The sequence below is a fragment of the Gordonia mangrovi genome, from assembly GCF_024734075.1.
GTDB classification, from domain to species: Bacteria; Actinomycetota; Actinomycetes; order Mycobacteriales; family Mycobacteriaceae; genus Gordonia; species Gordonia mangrovi.
Map to the genome: position 1 here is coordinate 2167798 of NZ_CP102850.1, position 17393 is coordinate 2185190.

A 17393-nucleotide genomic window follows, 5' to 3' on the forward strand; every position below is an offset into this window, starting at 1 on the left:
TCCGGCTTGGACCTTCAACTGCGGCCAGAAGCTACAGGTGCGGCCGGAACTGTCGTCCGTGGGCTGGCCACCAGCGTGAACGGTTCGGGCCGCAGGGTGGCGCGCTCGCGCATCACCAGGTCGGTCGGCTTCTCCAGCCGTAGGTCGAATCTCGACAACACCGACGCCAACAGCAGCGACGACTCGTGGATTGCGAACTGTCGCCCGATACATGATCTGGGTCCGGTACCCCACGGGGCGAAGAACTTTCGCGAGCTCGCGGTGAGGCGTTCACCGAGGAAGCGGTCCGCCCGGAACAGGTCGGCATCGGGACCCCAGACGGCGGGATCGCGTTGCGCCGCCAGCGCGAGCACGAAAACGGCGCGGCCGGCCGGCACGTGATAGCCATCCAGCACCTGGTCGGTGCGGGCCAGCCGGAAGAATCCAGGCGCCGGGGGCCACAGGCGCAGACACTCGTTCAGGTAGGCGCGGATCTGCCGCAGCCTGACGACGTTCTCGTACGTCAGGGCGGTTCCGTCGAGTTCGGTCGTGGCGATCCGATCGGCCACCTCCGGTTCGGCCGCGAGATAGTAGAGGGCCACCTCCATCAGCGCCGCGGTCGTCTCATGGCCGGCAGCCAGGAAGGTCAGCACCTGGTCGGTGACGTTGCGCAACGGGAGCCGCTCGCCCGTCTCCGGGTCCGCGGTCTCCAACATCAGCCCGAGGAGGTCGTTGCGACCGCGGGCGCCCTCGCGTACCCGGGTCTCGATGATCGACGAGACGAAGCGCCGACCGGTGGCGATGTCGGCGTTACGGCGCCGCGATCCGAGAACCTCGCGTATCGGGCCCAGCATCGGAACGTCGTTGGTGGATTCACCGGCCCACAACAGAATTCGGCCCAGCGCGTCCAGAAACTCGCCGGTGCCGTCAGCCGCGCCATCGTCGGACCCGAGTAGCCCCATGCGACGGGAGAAGCCGGCGCGCCCGATGACCTCCAGCGTGGCGGCGGTCATATCGCGGTGCACGTCGATGACCGGCGACTCCGTCCATTTCTGCGTGAGATCGTCGGCGACACTTGCCATCGCATCGTGATAGACGCGCATAGCGGCCTGTGCGAAGCCCGGTGTCAGGATCCGACGGGCCTGACCCCACAGCGGGTCCCTCGTCCGCGCGGTGAACAAACCGGCGCCGGCGACCGCACGCAACTGTGCCAACGGCCCGACCAGTACACGCCCCCAGGACTCCTCATCGAGCGTCTGCCGAGCCAGATCCGCTCCGCCGACCACCACCAGCCGGTTGCCGAGCAACTCGCGCTGGAAGATCGGGCCGAGTTCGCGGGTCAGTTCGGTTTCGTGCTGCGTCGGGCGCCGACGGTCCACGGACCGCACATCGCCGAGGACGGGCAGCCGACCCGGCGGATGCGGCAACGCACTCAACGGCAATGCGTTCAGCGGCATTCCACTCGACGAACTGGTCACGTCGCACAGCCTCCCCGGTCCCGCGGACTCGCGACACACAAAAGGCCAGAATGCACTGTGCACCCTGGCCTTTTGTCAGTCAGTGGGCGAAGGGGGACTTGAACCCCCACGTCCCGAAGGACACTGGCACCTGAAGCCAGCGCGTCTGCCATTCCGCCACTCGCCCGTGGCTGTCTGCGTGAGACCCGAGAACGATAGCAAGGTCGACGGGACGGAAGCAAAACGCGTCGCTCAGGGGACACAGTCGACCGCGAACGGGACCCACTCGACGGGAAACGGGGCACGGTCGACGGGGGTGGGCGTGTTTGGCGACGTGGATGTACCTGTTCGTGATCGGAAATACACCCGTATGCGCTGGTCAGCGTTGGTATGGCAGGTAGGGTGAACAGCACGACGTCGCTGTTGCTGATGTTGCGAACGTTGCTGCATTGACGTCGACCCAGGCTAAATGGTCAGAATCGGTATCATCTATCAAGGCCATACGCACGGCGACACGCCACAGCCGTGTGCAGCAAGCCGCGAAGGGAGGGTCGCCGGTGGGTATTTTGCAGCGTATCGAACGCAAGCTCGAGGGAGCGGTCGACGACAGCTTCGCGCGTGTCTTCGGCGGGCAGGTGGCCCCGCAGGAGATCGAGAGCGGCCTGCAGCGCGAGGCGCAGGAGGGTCTGCGCAATCTCGGCGACGGTGCGATTCTCGCCCCCAACAGCTACCGGTTGCAGTTCAGCTCCACCGACTTCAAGCACGTCGCGGCCGAATACGAACTCAACCGCAAGACCTTTTCCAAACACCTCGAGAACTTCATCTCCGACAACGGCTGGCAAACATATGGCCGCGTCGTCGTAGAGTTCGACGAGTCCCCGTCATTGCATACCGGTATCTTCCGTGCCCACGGCTCGGTGAATCCGGATGCCCGACCCAGACCGATGTCGCCCGGCCGACAAGATCCACCAGCGCCGCACGATCCGGCGGCGCAGCACGCACCACAGGCAGAGCAGCACCCCCAAAGTGCACATCGACAAGTAGGAGCCCCACAGATGACCAACAACCCCGGATACGACCAGCGCAGGGGGACCGACCCGGCGTACGACCAGGGTGGCCAGCAGGGTGGCTACGACTACCAGCAGGCCGGCTACCCCCAGGGATACGGCCAGCAGGGCTACGAGCAGGCCTACGCCGACCAGGGCTATGCACAGCAGGGATACGCCCAGCCCGGATACGACCAGGGCTACCAGCAGGGCTACGACCCGGCCTACGCCCAGCAGGGTGCCTATGACCAGGCCTACGCCGACCAGGGCTACGGCCAGCAGGGATACGGCCAGCCCGGATACGACCAGGGCTACCAGCAGGGCGGCTACGACCAGGGCTATGGCCAGCAGGGCTACGACTACCAGCAGGGCGACTACCCGCAGGGTTACGGCCAGCCCGTCTACGGCTACGGCCAGCAGGGCGGCTACGACCAGGGGTACGGCCGTCCGGGGTATGCACCCGCGGCGATCACCCTGCTCCTCGAGGACGGCAGCAACCGCACCTTCCAGCTGCGCGAAGGCTCCAACATCATCGGCCGTGGCCAGGACGCCCAGTTCCGTCTGCCGGACACCGGCGTGTCCCGCCGGCATGTGGAGATCCGCTGGGACGGCAGCGTCGCGATGCTGACCGACCTGAACTCCACCAACGGCACCACCGTCAACGATCTGCAGGTCAGCAGCTGGGAACTCGCCGACGGTGACCGGATCCGCGTGGGCCACTCCGACATCACCGTCCGGTTCCAGTAGTCACCGCCCATTCACCCGGTCTCTCACCAGGAGACCGGGCGTTGATACTGAACTGTCACATCTCAATGAAGGGGAAAGCGCGGTCTGCCCATAAGATGCAGTCGGGTCCGTTTGTACGACCGGCGCCCGGGGTGGAACGCGTGGGCCGAGAAGTGATGGCGCTGGAGGTGAACTCTTAAATGCAGGGCTTGGTGCTGCAGCTGACCCGTATCGGGTTCCTGCTGCTGCTCTGGCTGTTCGTGTACGCCGTCATCCGAACCCTGCGGGCCGACATCGCGTCGGCCGGCGGCAGCCGACTGGCGCGCTACACGCGCAGCGACAAACGGGATCGGTCGAGTGCACGCACCGCCCGCGGTTCCGCGCGCTACCTGGTCGTCACCCAGGGCGCCCTGGCCAACACCCGGATCACGCTCGGCACCCAGCCGGTGCTGCTCGGACGCGCCGACGACTCCACGCTGGTGCTCACCGACGATTACGCATCCGAACGGCACGCCCGCCTGTCCCGTCGCGGCGACGACTGGTACCTCGAGGACCTCGGCTCCACCAACGGCACCTACCTGGACCGCTCGAAGGTCACCACCGCCGTGCGTGTCCCGCTGAGCACGCCGATCCGGATCGGCAAGACCGTGATCGAGTTGCGACCGTGACCCTGGTACTGCGCTATATCGCGCGAAGCGACCGTGGACTGGTGCGCTCGAACAACGAGGACTCCGTGTATGCGGGTGCGCGGCTGCTCGCGCTCGCCGACGGCATGGGCGGTCACGCGGCCGGTGAGGTCGCCAGCCAGCTGGTGATCCAGGCGCTGCGCACCCTCGACGACGACGAACCCGGCGGCGACCTGCTGGCCCAGCTCGACCGGGCCACGCACAACGGCAACGCGGCCATCGCCGCACAGGTGGACCACTCCCCCGAACTCGAGGGCATGGGCACCACCCTGACCGCGATCCTGTTCGCCGGCAGCCGCATCGGCCTGTGCCACATCGGCGACTCCCGCGGCTACCTGTACCGCGACGACCAGCTCACCCAGATCACCCGCGACGACACGTTCGTGCAGACCCTCGTCGACGAGGGGCGCATCACCGCCGAGCAAGCCCACACCCATCCGCAGCGCTCGCTGATCATGCGCGCACTGACCGGCCAAGAGGTGGAACCGACCCTCACCATCCGCGAGGCCCGCGCGGGCGACCGCTACCTGCTGTGCAGCGACGGCCTGTCCGACGTGGTCAGCGAAGAGACCCTCGCCGACACGCTCGGCTCCATCACCGACCACAAGGAATGCGCCGACCGGCTCATCGAACTCGCGCTGCGCGGCGGCGGACCCGACAACGTGACGGTCATTGTCGCCGATGTCGTCGACACCGAGTATGGCGATTCGCGGCCCATCGTCGGCGGCGCCGCCGGCGGTGACGACGAGGGCTACACCCCGAACCCGGCGACCGCAGCCGGACGCGCAGCCGCCCTGCGCCCCCCGGCGGAGAAGCCGCAACGCCCCACCATCATGACCGACGACGACCACACGCCACCGCACCGACCGTGGCGCCGCTGGGTGTTCGCCGGGACCGCACTGGCGGTGATCGCCCTGATCGTCGTGGGTGCGTTCGTCACCCGCGCGATGGTGCGCAACAGCTACTTCGTGGGCGCCCAGAGCAACGAGGTGGTGATCTACCAGGGATCGCCGGACACGGTGATGTTCCTCGACCTCAGTTCGGCCAATCAGTCGGTGTGCGTGACCGGGCTCGACCAGGAGCAGCCGCAGGTGGAGTTCGTCGAATACGACACGTCCGACACCTGCACCCCGTTGCAGACCTCCGATCTGGCCGAACTCGACCGCAACGCCGTCGAGGGCAACTCGATCCGCAACATGCCACTCGCCGACGCGGAGGACCGCGTCGAGGCGCTCAACTTCCTTCCGCTGTGCCCGGATCCGCAGCCCACGCCGACCCCGGCCCCGGCTCCCACACCCGGACAGCCGGCCCCGCAGGCCACACCCGCAACACCACCGACACCCACACCGGCGAGCTCCCCGGCGCCGTCGACGACCGAATCGACCACCACGTCGTCGACGGTGGCGCCCCAGTACGACAACGACGGCAACAAGATCTGCCGGGGCCACTAGATGAGTCAACCGTCCGCGACCGTCCACGCTCCGCCGCGCCAACCTCCCGAACAGACCGGCCGCACCGCCGAGCTGCTGCTGCTCGGTTTCGCCATCGGATTGGTGACGGTGGCGTTGCTCATCGTGCAGTCCGCCCAGGAGCAGAGCCTCACCTGGGACCTGGCGAAGTACGTCGCCGCCTACGCGGTGTTGTTCGGGGCCGCGCATCTGGTGGTGCGTCGCTACGCACCACATGCCGATCCGCTGTTGTTGCCGGTCGTCGCGGTGCTCAACGGGCTCGGCCTGGTACTGATCCACCGGCTCGACCTGGGCACCGGCCCCACCGGGGAGACCATCAACGACACCGACGTCACCCACAACGCCGATCAACAGCTGCTGTGGGCGGTGCTGGGCATCATCGCGTTCTCGGCGGTGCTGATCCTGGTGCGCGACCACCGCACCCTGTCGCGGTATGCCTACACGCTGGGTCTGGGTGGCCTAGTGCTGCTGATCATCCCGGCGATCCTGCCGTCGTCGATGTCGGAGATCAACGGCTCCAAGAACTGGATCATCCTGCCGTTCTTCTCGATTCAGCCCAGCGAGTTCGCGAAGATCCTCATCATCATCTTCACCGCCGCGTTCCTGGTGTCCAAGCGTGACCTGTTCACCACCGCGGGAAAGCACTTCCTCGGTATGGATTTCCCGCGCGCCCGCGACCTCGGGCCGCTGCTGGCGGCCTGGTTCGTCTCCATCGCGGTGTTGGCCTACTCGTCGGATCTGGGCAGCTCGCTGCTGATCTTCTCCACGGTGCTCACGATGGTGTACGTGGCCACCGAACGCGCGAGTTGGCTGGTGCTGGGCATCACGCTGTTCGTGATCGGCGCGTTCATCGCCTACCAGATCTTCGGCCATCTGCAGGTGCGGGTGGAGGTCTGGCGGGATCCGTTCAGCGACTTCGACGGCTCCGGCTACCAGATCGGGCAGAGTCTGTTCGGGCTGGCCACCGGCGGCCTGTTCGGCACCGGCCTCGGTTCGGGACGGCCCAACATCGTGCCGTTCGCCAACACCGACTTCATCATCGCCACCGTCGGTGAGGAGCTCGGGCTCACCGGCCTCGCCGCGATCCTGATGCTGTACCTCATCTTCGTAATGCGCGGCCTGCGCACCGGGGTGGCGGTGCGTGACAGCTTCGGCAAGCTGCTGGCCACCGGGCTCTCGTTCACCATCGCCGTGCAGATCTTCGTGGTGGTCGGCGGCGTCACCAAACTGATCCCGCTGACCGGCCTCACCACCCCGTTCCTGTCCTACGGCGGGTCGTCGCTGCTGGCCAACTACATCCTGGTGGCGCTGCTCATCCGCATCTCCAATGCGGCCCGCGAACCCGACCCCACGCGCCGGCGTCCCCCACCGAAGAGCATCGACTCGCTGCCCACCCAGGCGGTGCGCCGATGAACAAGCCGATCCAGCGGGTGTCCATCGCGGTGATCGTGATGGTGGTCGCCCTGCTCGCCAACGCCACCTACGTGCAGGTGTTCAAGGCCGATGCGCTGCGCGCGGACCCGCGCAACAACCGCGTATTGCTCGACGAGTACTCCCGCCAGCGCGGCGCCATCACCGCCGACACCGGTTCGGTGGTCGCGGTGTCGGTGCCCACCGACAGCCGGTTGAAATTCCTGCGCACCTATCCGGCCAACACCGCCGAGGCGTTCGCGCCGGTCACCGGCTACTACTCGTTCCAGTACGGCAGTTCCGGGCTCGAGTTGTACGAGAACTCGATCCTCAACGGCAACGACGACCGGCTGTTCGGGCAGCGGTTCATGGACATGTTCTCCGGGCGCGATCCGCGCGGCGGCAACGTGGTCAGCACGGTGATGCCGCGGCTGCAGCGAGTGGCCTACGACGGCCTGCGCAACGGCTGCCAGGGTGGCTGTCGCGGTGCGGTGGTGGCGTTGCAGCCCAACACCGGCAAGATCCTGGCGATGGCGTCGTCGCCGAGCTACGACCCCAACAGGCTGGCCAGCCACGATCAGGATGTGCGCGAGCGCAGCTGGGCGGCGTGGAACCAGCCCGGCGACATCAACAACCCGATGCTCAACCGGGCCGTCAACCAGCTCTATCCGCCGGGATCGACGTTCAAGGTGATCACCAGTGCAGCGGCGCTGCGCGACGGCATCACCCCGGACGTGCGACTGACCGCGGCATCGTCGATCACCCTGCCCGACACCGCGACGTCGCTGAGCAACTACGGCGGCCAGACGTGCCCCGGGTCGTCGGGCGGCACGGTGTCGCTCTCGCAGGCGTTCGAGTACTCCTGCAACACGGCATTCGTCGACCTGACGACGACCAAGATGAAGGACCCGATCACCGTGTTCACTGAGACGGCGAATCGATTCGGCCTCGACGAGGAGCAGCCGGACACTCCCCTGCCGGTGTCGCAGTCCACCGTCGGCGAGATCCCGGACCTGGCCGCCCTCGGCCAGGCCTCCATCGGCCAGCGCGACGTGCGGGTCACCCCGATGCAGATGGCGATGGTGGCCGCGACGGTCGCCAACGGCGGCGTGCGGATGCAGCCCTACCTGGTGGACAAGCTGCAGGCCGCCGATCTGCGTACCCTGCAGACGACCCAACCGACCACGATCAACGAACCGATCAGCTCGGATCAGGCGGCGACGCTGACGTCGATGATGATCGACTCCGAACGCAACACCGCCGGCGCCGGCGGTCCGGTGTCGATCGCGTCGAAGACCGGTACCGCCGAGCACTCCGCGACCTCCGATGTCGAGTCGGAGACGCCGTACTCCTGGTACATCGCGTTCGGCCCGTCGGCCAACGCGCAGGTCGCGGTGGCGGTCGTGGTGGAGAACGGTGACCTGGGCCCGGCCTCCACCGGTGGCGCGGTGGCCGCGCCGATCGGACGAGCTGTGATCAATGCCCTGGTAGGAGGTGCAAGCTGATGACATTGCAGAGCGGCACCACCATCGCCGACCGCTACCGGCTGATGCGTCTCATCGCCACCGGTGGCATGGGCCAGGTATGGGAGGCACTCGACACCCGGCTCAATCGGCGAGTGGCGGTGAAGGTCCTCAAGGCCGAGTACACCCACGACCCGGAGTTCACCGCACGGTTCCGGGCCGAGGCGCAGACCACCGCCAAACTGAACCATCCGGGCATCGCCAACGTCTTCGACTACGGCGAGACACCCGATCGGGGCGGCGGCGAACCACTGGCCTATCTGGTGATGGAGCTCGTCGACGGTGAGCCGTTGAACTCGGTCATCTCCCGGATGGGCCGGTTGTCGCTGACCAACAGCCTCGACATGCTCGAACAGACCGGTCGGGCGTTGCAGGCCGCACACACCCAGCACCTGGTGCACCGCGACGTGAAGCCGGGCAACATCCTCATCACGCCGACCGGTCAGGTGAAGATCACCGACTTCGGCATCGCCAAGGCGGTGGACTCGGCGCCGGTCACCCAGACGGGCATGGTGATGGGCACCGCGCAGTACATCTCGCCGGAACAGGCCACCGGTGACGAGGCGACCGCGGCATCCGACGTGTATTCGCTGGGTGTGGTCGGCTACGAGGCGCTGACCGGTCGCCGCCCGTTCCTGGGGGACGGGGCGATCACCGTCGCGATGAAACACATCCGCGAGACCCCGCCGCCACTGCCGAACACGGTGCCGGCCAACGTGCGCGAGCTGATCGACACGACGATGGCCAAGGACCCGCAGCAGCGCTACGCCAACGGCGGCGAGTTCGCCGACGCGGTGGCCGCCGTGCGTGCCGGGCACCGTCCGCCGCGGCCGGGAGCCATCGCGGGAGCGGCCGCGGCCGGTGCGGTCGGCGGGGCCGCAGCCGCGGCGGCGATGCGTCCGCAGCAGACCCGAGCGATGACCGGGGCGTCCACCCAGCCGGCGACCGCCCGCACCTCCAGCCGGCCGCCGAGTCGGCCGATGCCGCCGGCCGACGACAACAGCTGGACGACCGGGCAGAAGGTGCTCGCGGGCGTGGCCGGCGCGTTGCTCATCGCCGCACTGGTGCTGATCGGCTATTGGCTGCTGAACCTGAACTCGTCGTCGCCGGGGGTGCCGGCGACCTCGTCGACGACCACGGTGACCGAGACCACCACGACCGTCCCCGAGACGACCGAGGAACAGGTACAGCCCGAGCCCGAGACGACCACCGAGGAACCGACGACCACCACCGAAACCACCACACCCGAACCCACCACCGAGGATCCGACGGTGCCCCAGACACCCGACACCACCGATCCCGGTGCGCCGACCGCCGACAACCCGGTCTTCCCGACGTTCACGATCCCTGGCCTGTCCGGTCGATGAGGTGGCGATAATGGGAGGGGTGTCGGTGACGCTGTCGGCCCGAGAGCGACGATCGCTCTCGAGTGGTCGTGCTCGGAGCTGCGAAAGATGGTGAGCGCAACGTGATGTCGACGCCGCACCATCTCTCGGACCGTTACGAACTCGGCGAGACGCTCGGGTTCGGCGGGATGTCGGAGGTCCACTTCGCGCGGGATCTCCGACTGCACCGAGACGTCGCGATCAAGGTGTTGCGCGCCGACCTCGCACGCGACCCCACCTTCTATCTGCGGTTCCGCCGCGAGGCGCAGAACGCCGCCAAACTCAACCATCCGACGATCGTGCAGGTCTTCGACACCGGCGAGGCAGAGACCGAGGAAGGCCCGCTGCCGTTCATCGTGATGGAGTACGTCGATGGCGACACCCTGCGCGACGTGCTGCGGTCCAACGGTCCGGTCTCGCCGCGCCAGGCCATGACATGGATGGCCGACGTGGCCGCGGCCATGGACTTCTCGCACCGCAACGGCATCGTGCACCGCGACATGAAGCCGGCCAACGTGATGATCGACAAGGCCGGCGCGGTGAAGGTGATGGATTTCGGCATCGCCCGCGCGATGAGCGACACCACCTCGACGATGACGCAGACCTCGGCGGTGATGGGTACCGCACAGTACCTGTCGCCGGAGCAGGCTCGCGGCATCAAGGTCGACCCGCGCAGCGACATCTATTCGATGGGTTGCGTGCTGTTCGAACTGCTCACCGGCGAGCCGCCGTTCACCGGCGACTCCCCGGTCGCGGTCGCGCACCAGCACGTACACGAGGACCCGGTGTGGCCGTCGTCGATTCGCGAGGACATCCCGCGCGAGCTCGATTCGGTGGTGCTCAAGGCGATGAGCAAGAACCCGGCGAACCGTTACCAGTCGGCCGCCGATCTGCGGTCGGATCTGATCAAGGTGCTCGCCGGTGGCCGCCCGTCGGCGCCGATGCTGATGTCGGATGCCGACCGCACCGAGTTCATCGACAGCATGTCCCGGCGGTCGTTGACCGATTCCGGTCCGCGGCGCGCGGTGACCGGCGGTTCGCATCGCCGCGACGATGACGACGGCGACGACGAGCAGCCGGTGCGGCGGCGCCGGCTCGGGTTGATCATCGGCACGGCGGTGGCCGCGGTGATCGCGCTGGTCGCCGGTCTGCTGTTGTGGTCGCCGTGGGGATCGAGCACCGCCGCCCAGATCCCGGTCCCGGCGGTCGCGGGCAAGACCGCGACCGAGGCTCGCGCCAGTCTGGAGACAGCCGGGTTCACCGTGCAAGAACTCGAGGAACCCAGTCTCGACGTGGCGGCCGGCTCGGCGACCCGCTCGGCGCCGGCCGAGAACGTGCTGGCCACCGAGGGGTCCAGGATCACCCTGTACATCTCGACCGGCCCGCAGCGTCATCAGATGCCCGATCTGCGTGGTCAGACACCCGATGAGGCGACCGAGGCGTTGCGGGTGCTGGGGTTCTCCAACGTCCGGACCGATCGGGTCGACTCGACCGGTGATCTGAAGGACAGGGTGGTCGGTACCACCCCGCCGGTGGGTGCCGAGGCGCCGGTGAACGGTGCGGTCGTGGTGCTCGTGGGCAACGGTCCCAAGGAGATCACCGTGCCGGATGTGACCGGCCAGACCGAGGATCAGGCGCGCACCGTCCTCGAGCAGGTCGGGCTGGAGGTCGTCAGTGTGTCCGGCGACTCCGAACTCCCGGCCGGGCAGGTGGTGAGCAGTTCACCGTCGGCCGGGGCCACCGTGGAGCAGGGCGCGACGGTGCAGATCGTGGTGTCGCGCGGCAACATGTTCGTGATGCCCAACCTGCGAGGTCAGACCGTGCAGCAGGCCCGCGCCCGCCTCGTGGACGCAGGCTGGGGCGGCGGCACCCTGAACCAGACCACCCGCAACGTACCCATCACCAGCCCCGACAACGACAAGGTGCTCAGCCAGACCCCGGCCCCGGGATCCCGGGTGCGCAAGGGCGGGACGGTGTCGGTGGTGGTCGGTCAGGCGAGTCTGCTGCCGGGCTGATCCCCGTTCGGCAGCAACCCCCCGCTCGACCCTCTGGTTGCGGGCTGTATCCGACGTCAGCCGACCGCCGCCGCCATCTCGGACTCCAGCACGGCGACGCGGGATTCCGGGATGTGGATGCCGCAGATCCCCAGCCAGTTGGCCAGCATGCGGTGCCCGCCCTGGGTGAGCACACTCTCCGGATGGAACTGCACCCCGTGAATCGGGAGCTCGCGGTGCGCCATCGCCATCACGATGCCCGATTCGGTACGGCCGGTGACGATCAACTCGTCGGGAATCGTGTCGGGCACCACGGTCAGCGAGTGATAGCGCGTCGCGGTGAACGGGCTCGGCAGGCCGGCCAACACGCCGACATCCTCGTGGATGACCTGCGAGGTCTTGCCGTGCAGGAGTTCGGGGGCCCGGTCGACGGTGCCGCCGAAGGCCGCGCCGATGGCCTGGTGTCCCAGGCACACCCCGAGCAGCGGGAGCCCGGACTGTCGAGCGACGCCGACCATCGGGATGGTGGCGCCGGCGCGTTGCGGGGTGCCCGGACCGGGACTCAGCAGCACGCCGTCGAAGCCCTCGACCGCGGCAGCCGGGTCGGCCAGTTGTGGGTCGTCGTTGCGCCACACGACCGCCTCGACGCCCAGTTGGCCCAGGTACTGGACCAGGTTGTAGACGAAGCTGTCGTAATTGTCGATGACGAGGATGCGACCGGCGGCAGACCCCGATCCCTCGTGCACAGGCGGCTGATTCACCCCGTCAGGCTACCTTGGGCGACCCCACGCCGGTCGAGCGGATTTCGCCGCCGCCGCGGTGCCTCTTCGCGACGTTGGGGGGTCGGCGACCAGGTGAGATACCGTAGAGGAACACCTTTTGCGAGCGGCGGACCGCCCAACGGGGGATCATCCCGGTACCGTCGCGACCGACCGACAGCCCGATGAGCTGTTCAGCACTACAGAGGAAGTCATGCCGAAGTCAAAAGTCCGGAAGAAGACCGATTACACCATCAACCCGGCCAGCCGGACGCCGGTGAAGGTGAAAGCCGGTCCTTCGAGCAACATCTACGTGTGGATCATGCTCGGCCTGATGCTGCTCGGCCTGGCCTGGCTGATCGTCTTCTATCTGGTCGCCACCCCGTCCGCGCTGGGCGCCGAGGGCAAGCCGCTGAACTGGATGTACGAGCTGGGTCCGTGGAACTTCTTGATCGGGTTTGCGCTGATGGTGGTCGGTTTGTTGATGACCATGCGGTGGCGCTGACGCGTGCACGGACGTGCTCGATCGTCCGTCCACAGAAGCTACTCACATGTGTGTAATTCATTCACACTGTGGAAATCACATGTGTGTAAGTCATCCCCACTGTGAGTAAAACCTGTGGATAACTCTGCCCCTCTATCCACAACCGAATGGGCCACTCCTCGTCCCGCCGCCGGGGCCCTGGGCATCGGGGGCCTGATCCTGTTGTTGGCCGCGGTGTGGGCGGCCGGCGATCCCGCGGGACTGGTCCTGATGGGTGCGGCCGGGTTGTTGCTGTTGGGGTTCTCCGGTTACGCGTTGCTCATTCGGCCGCGTCTGGCGGTGACCTCCACACCGGACGGGCAGCCGGCGATCCGGGTCCGGACCATCGGCGGGGCGCACACCTATCCGCGGGATCGGATCGACCGGATCCGGTTGCTCGACTTCCGCCGTATCGGCCGGCGCACCGGTCAGCTGGAGTTCGATGTCCTCCACCACGACGCACCGGCGACCGCGCCGGTGGATGCGTTGCGCGACGACACCCGGCTGGTGGTGTTCAGCCGCTGGGATCTGGGCGCCGACCTCGGCGCGGTCGCCGATGACCTGCGCCTGGCCGGGTTCGTCGTCGACGATGAACGCAGGTGACCGACGACCGCGGGTCGGCGTCAGCCGTAGACGCGGATGCCGGTATACGACATCCCGACCGCCACGCTGACGGCCAACGCCACCACGAGTAGCGCCGCGATGACGATCCAGCCGATGCGGGCGGCCGCGACCGCCGACCGGCGATCCGGTGACAGCAACCATTGCGGCCCGAAGATGATGCCCGCGGTTGCGGCGGCGCCGAACACCAGACCACCCACGTGGGCCAGCAGCGAGATGCCTGGAATCGTGATCGACAGGACCAGGTTCAGCACAATGATGGAGATGACCGGTGTCGGTGACACCCGGGCCTTGAGGACCACGATCAGGACCGCACCCATCAAGCCGTAGATGGCTCCCGACGCCCCGGCGTTGATCGACATGTCGGAGCCGAACGCCATCACCGCGGCACTGCCACCGAGCAGCGACGTGACATATACCCCCAGGTAGCGCGGGATGCCGATGGCGATCTCGAGGTCGCGGCCGAGGATGAACAACGAGATCATGTTGACCGCGACATGGGTGATCGAGAAGTGCAGGAACCCTGCGGTGAACAACCGCCAGTACTCGCCGTCGGCGACCCAGGGTTTCACCAACGCGAGGTCGACGAACAGCCGCGAGTCGAGCATGTCGAACCCGCGGGCCTGCATCGCGCAGAGCGCGAAGATGACCAGGTTGATCGCGATCAGCGTGTAGGTGGCGTATGGCCGTGCGGCGACCATCGGGCTCGCCACCATCGGCCGGATGCCCCGATCGCCGAACGTCGGGGCCGCGGTCGATCGCTGCACCCCGTCATTGCGCAGGCAGTCGACACAGTGCTGTCCGACCGCGGCGGGCCGGAGACACTCGGGGCACGCCGGCCGTCCGCACCGGCTGCAGGACAGGCCGGTGGGACGGTCGGGGTGCCGAAAGCACACCGCAGGCGGACCTGCGGTGTACTGCGGGCCGGGATACTGCGGGCCGGTCAGTTGATTTCGATCTTCTCGATGACCACCTCGTCGAGCGGGCGGTCGGCGCGATCGGTCGACGTGGTGGCGATGGCGTCGACGACCTGCTGCGATGCGGGGTCGCTGACCTCGCCGAAGATGGTGTGCCGGCGGTTCAGGTGCGGGGTGGGGCCCACGGTGATGAAGAACTGCGAGCCGTTGGTGCCCGGTCCGGCGTTGGCCATCGCCAGCAGGTAGGGGCGATCGAACTGCAGTTCCGGGTGGAATTCGTCGGCGAACTGATAGCCCGGTCCGCCGCGTCCGGTGCCGGTGGGATCGCCGCCCTGGATCATGAAGCCCTCGATGACGCGGTGGAACACCGAGCCGTCGTAGAACGGTCCGCTGTCGCCGCCGGAGGCGTTGGGCTGGCTGTAATCCTTGGAGCCGTCCGCGAGGCCGGTGAAGTTGGCCACCGTCTTGGGTGCGTGGTTCGGGAAGAGTTCGACAACGATGTCGCCGCGGTTGGTTTTGAGAGTCGCGGTCTGCTTCTGAGTAGTCACATCACCATCCAACCACTTCTGCCGATGAAGGGTCTGTGGCCGGTGACCGCAGGTGACACCGATGGAAGGCCTACACCCGAGATGACAGGCGACCTGGGCAGCTGGCACGCTGGTGGGCATGTCGAACAAGTACGTGTGGGCCGGGGTATCGAGTGTCGCCGCGCTGTTCGCCGCGGCGATCACCGTCGGCATTCTGCAGCGCTCCCGCCGGGAGATCCCGCCGGTGTCGGCGACCGTGCCACGCGTGGAGGACCTTCGCACCGTCACCGACGGTGCCGACGCGGATTCCGCGGCGTCGTGATCCCGTGACGATCCTGACGAGCGCGGGTCAGGCTGCGGTCGGCATCCGCACGGCCGGCGACCGAACAGCGGTCCTGCGGAAACGGTAATTTGGAACAGTGACCACCGACGACAGCTCGCGTCCGACTCCTGATCCGGGCACCACCCGGAACAGTGCGGACGCCGACGGCGACGCCAGTCCGAGTACTCCGGTGTCGGCGCCCTGGGAGCGGCCGCCGACGGCGCCCGTCACGTCGCCGGGATCAGCCACACCATCGCCCGGTGGTCATCCGACGCCACCACAGAACCGCTCGATGCCGCGGCCTCCGCAGGTGGATACGGCACAGTCGGGTACGGCCCAGTCGGGTACGGCACAGTCGGGTACGGCACAGTCGGGTACGGCACAGTCGGGTACGGCGCAGTCCGGTGCAGCACAGTCGGGTGGTCCGCCCACCCGCCACGGACCGGCACGCGGTCCAGGCGCTCCGGGTCCCGGACCCGGCGCACGGCCGGCACCGCAACGTGGCCCGGGGGGCGGCATCCCGCCGTGGGCGACCGGCCCGGGCGGACGCACCGGCCCGCCACCGACGCGCGGTGGTCCTCCGCCGCCCGGCTATCGGCCGCCGCCCGGACGACGGCCCCCGCCGCCGGGAGCGCCCGGTGCGCCTCGACCCGGCCCGCCCACCGCGGGACCCCAGGGCCGGCCGTATGCCGGCCCACCGCGGCCGAGCGGCACCTCACGGGGTTTCCTGCCGCCGGGGGACATGCCGACCCGGACAGTAGCGGTTCCGCCGACCGACGAACAGACGAGTCGGGTGTCCCGGGAGCCGGAGCCGGCACCCGAGACACAGGCCCAGCAACCGACACCGGCCGCCGAGGCCGACGACTCCCGGCCCCTGCAGGGGCCGGCACCTGCGGCCACCTCGTCGACCACCACAGCGATGGACGAGGATCAGCCGTCGAAGCCGGCGCAGGCATACTCGAGCATCGAGATCGACGACGACAAACGCCCGGAGGAACAGGTGCCCACGCGCAATCAGCCGGCTCGGACGTCGCAGGCGGCGAAGCCGCGACGCACCAACCGGACGGCGATCTGGGCCCTGGTGCTCTCACTTCTGGGGATCACCTCGCCCATCGGGCTCTACCTCGGCTATCGATCACGATCGCAGATCGCCCGGACGCGAGAACTCGGCGAACCTTTTGCCCGCGTGGCGATTTGGATCGGCTGGCTGTATCTCGCGGTGATCGTGCTGGGCCTGGTGACGTACTTCTGGATCGCGGGTCAGGGTTCGTAGATCCGAAAGATCTACCGGCGCACGGTGACCGCGGCAAGTTCCTGGATCGCCAGCCGGGTGGCCGGTGAGAAGCGTTGCTGTGCAGCACTGTCGAGCGCGGTGCCGGCACCCAGCACGGGTTCGTAGTCCAAGCCGATCACGCCGGCCACCTGCCCGGTGACGGCATCGGTGAGCATTCCGGTGAGCGCTTGGTGGTTCAACGTCGGTACCTGGCAACAGATCACGACGATGGTGCGACGAAGGACGCCTGCGTGGTCCCATTCGGAGAACACCTCGCGCGACCGGTTGAGCAGATCCGGTCGCGGGCCGACCACGAGAACCGGTGTGACGTCGGCCAATTCCGGCGAACACAACTCGGGCAGCGCGGTCAGCGGCCGGGCGCCCGCATCGACGACCGGGATCGCACCGAACCGCCAGGTGTGCGCCACCACGTCGGTGATCGCGGCTTCGGGAGCAGGCAGCAGGCCGGTTCCGGCCGCGGTCCGCAGCAGCGCCTCGTCGCCGGTGGCCCGCAGACGTTGGTGCACATCGCCGTCATTGCCCGCGGCATCCACCCACCAGGACGCGCCGTGCAACGAGGCGGCCGCCCGGTACTCGGCCAGCAGCGCCGAGACCACCGACGTGCCCACTCCCCCGGCGGTTCCGCAGACGACCACACTGCGCTCGTTGTACGAGGGTGGCGGGATGGGACCACCGTGTCCCTGCATGTCCTCGGTCATCGTCTCTTCCGAACTGTGTCTGGTCGCGACTGTGGCCCGCCACGCGGCAGGCCACAGT

At 68.0% G+C, this 17393-nt stretch carries 17 protein-coding genes and 1 tRNA gene; 11 read left to right on the plus strand and 7 right to left on the minus strand.

The window, feature by feature from the left end:
- Positions 1-14 precede the first annotated feature (14 nt).
- Both NWF22_RS09910 and NWF22_RS09915 read right to left on the minus strand, forming a co-directional pair.
- On the minus strand, positions 15-1457 hold the full coding sequence (locus NWF22_RS09910; RefSeq protein WP_258321376.1) for a cytochrome P450: 1443 nt from the start codon (positions 1455-1457) through the stop codon (positions 15-17).
- Between the two features lie 83 nt (positions 1458-1540).
- A tRNA-Leu gene (locus tag NWF22_RS09915) sits at positions 1541-1623 on the minus strand.
- A 370-nt stretch (positions 1624-1993) separates the two neighbouring features.
- Between NWF22_RS09915 and NWF22_RS09920 the strand changes: the two genes are divergently transcribed.
- The 7 genes from NWF22_RS09920 to pknB all read left to right on the plus strand — a co-directional run bounded on the left by NWF22_RS09920 (position 1994) and on the right by pknB (position 11696).
- Complete coding sequence (locus NWF22_RS09920; RefSeq protein WP_160901560.1) at positions 1994-3229, plus strand: FHA domain-containing protein; 1236 nt, start codon at positions 1994-1996, stop codon at positions 3227-3229.
- A 179-nt stretch (positions 3230-3408) separates the two neighbouring features.
- On the plus strand, positions 3409-3876 hold the full coding sequence (locus NWF22_RS09925) for an FHA domain-containing protein FhaB/FipA (RefSeq protein ID WP_160901561.1): 468 nt from the start codon (positions 3409-3411) through the stop codon (positions 3874-3876).
- Positions 3873-5345, plus strand: coding sequence for a PP2C family protein-serine/threonine phosphatase (locus tag NWF22_RS09930; protein WP_160901562.1), 1473 nt, complete (start codon positions 3873-3875; stop codon positions 5343-5345). The genes NWF22_RS09925 and NWF22_RS09930 overlap by 4 nt, the downstream gene beginning before the upstream one ends.
- Positions 5346-6776, plus strand: coding sequence for an FtsW/RodA/SpoVE family cell cycle protein (locus NWF22_RS09935; protein WP_160901563.1), 1431 nt, complete (start codon positions 5346-5348; stop codon positions 6774-6776).
- A complete protein-coding gene (locus NWF22_RS09940; protein ID WP_160901564.1) occupies positions 6773-8278 on the plus strand; it encodes a penicillin-binding transpeptidase domain-containing protein in 1506 nt (501 codons plus the stop codon). The genes NWF22_RS09935 and NWF22_RS09940 overlap by 4 nt, the downstream gene beginning before the upstream one ends.
- On the plus strand, positions 8278-9663 hold the full coding sequence (locus NWF22_RS09945; RefSeq protein ID WP_160901565.1) for a protein kinase domain-containing protein: 1386 nt from the start codon (positions 8278-8280) through the stop codon (positions 9661-9663). Before NWF22_RS09940 ends, NWF22_RS09945 begins: the two co-directional genes overlap by 1 nt.
- A gap of 104 nt (positions 9664-9767) precedes the next feature.
- Positions 9768-11696: a Stk1 family PASTA domain-containing Ser/Thr kinase gene (gene pknB / locus NWF22_RS09950; RefSeq protein ID WP_160901566.1), complete on the plus strand. Its 1929-nt coding sequence runs from the start codon at positions 9768-9770 to the stop codon at positions 11694-11696.
- A gap of 56 nt (positions 11697-11752) precedes the next feature.
- Here the strand turns inward: pknB and NWF22_RS09955 are convergent, their stop codons facing one another.
- Complete coding sequence (locus tag NWF22_RS09955) at positions 11753-12436, minus strand: aminodeoxychorismate/anthranilate synthase component II (RefSeq protein ID WP_160901567.1); 684 nt, start codon at positions 12434-12436, stop codon at positions 11753-11755.
- A 211-nt stretch (positions 12437-12647) separates the two neighbouring features.
- Between NWF22_RS09955 and crgA the strand changes: the two genes are divergently transcribed.
- Both crgA and NWF22_RS09965 read left to right on the plus strand, forming a co-directional pair.
- Positions 12648-12938 (plus strand): cell division protein CrgA, encoded by a 291-nt coding sequence (gene crgA, locus NWF22_RS09960; protein ID WP_160901568.1) that lies wholly within the window; start codon positions 12648-12650, stop codon positions 12936-12938.
- A 114-nt stretch (positions 12939-13052) separates the two neighbouring features.
- Entirely contained in the window at positions 13053-13559 is a 507-nt protein-coding gene (locus NWF22_RS09965) for a PH domain-containing protein (RefSeq protein ID WP_160901569.1), read from the plus strand.
- Between the two features lie 20 nt (positions 13560-13579).
- On the opposite strand, the gene NWF22_RS09970 is transcribed toward NWF22_RS09965, so the two are convergent.
- Both NWF22_RS09970 and NWF22_RS09975 read right to left on the minus strand, forming a co-directional pair.
- Positions 13580-14524, minus strand: a complete 945-nt coding sequence (locus tag NWF22_RS09970) for a rhomboid family intramembrane serine protease (protein WP_202398491.1) — start codon at positions 14522-14524, stop codon at positions 13580-13582.
- On the minus strand, positions 14521-15042 hold the full coding sequence (locus NWF22_RS09975; protein WP_160901571.1) for a peptidylprolyl isomerase: 522 nt from the start codon (positions 15040-15042) through the stop codon (positions 14521-14523). The genes NWF22_RS09970 and NWF22_RS09975 overlap by 4 nt, the downstream gene beginning before the upstream one ends.
- Before the next feature lie 118 nt (positions 15043-15160).
- Between NWF22_RS09975 and NWF22_RS09980 the strand changes: the two genes are divergently transcribed.
- Entirely contained in the window at positions 15161-15343 is a 183-nt protein-coding gene (locus tag NWF22_RS09980; protein ID WP_160901572.1) for a hypothetical protein, read from the plus strand.
- 27 nt (positions 15344-15370) lie between these two features.
- Here the strand turns inward: NWF22_RS09980 and NWF22_RS09985 are convergent, their stop codons facing one another.
- A complete protein-coding gene (locus tag NWF22_RS09985) occupies positions 15371-15592 on the minus strand; it encodes a hypothetical protein (RefSeq protein ID WP_160901573.1) in 222 nt (73 codons plus the stop codon).
- Positions 15593-16085: 493 nt separating this feature from the next.
- On the opposite strand from NWF22_RS09985, the gene NWF22_RS09990 reads away from it, so the two are divergent.
- Positions 16086-16616, plus strand: a complete 531-nt coding sequence (locus NWF22_RS09990) for a DUF4190 domain-containing protein (protein ID WP_233751023.1) — start codon at positions 16086-16088, stop codon at positions 16614-16616.
- Between the two features lie 11 nt (positions 16617-16627).
- Here the strand turns inward: NWF22_RS09990 and NWF22_RS09995 are convergent, their stop codons facing one another.
- The gene (locus tag NWF22_RS09995) at positions 16628-17335 is read right to left on the minus strand and encodes a hypothetical protein (protein ID WP_202398448.1); all 708 of its coding nucleotides are present in this window, start codon (positions 17333-17335) and stop codon (positions 16628-16630) included.
- Between the last annotated feature and the right edge of the window lie 58 nt (positions 17336-17393).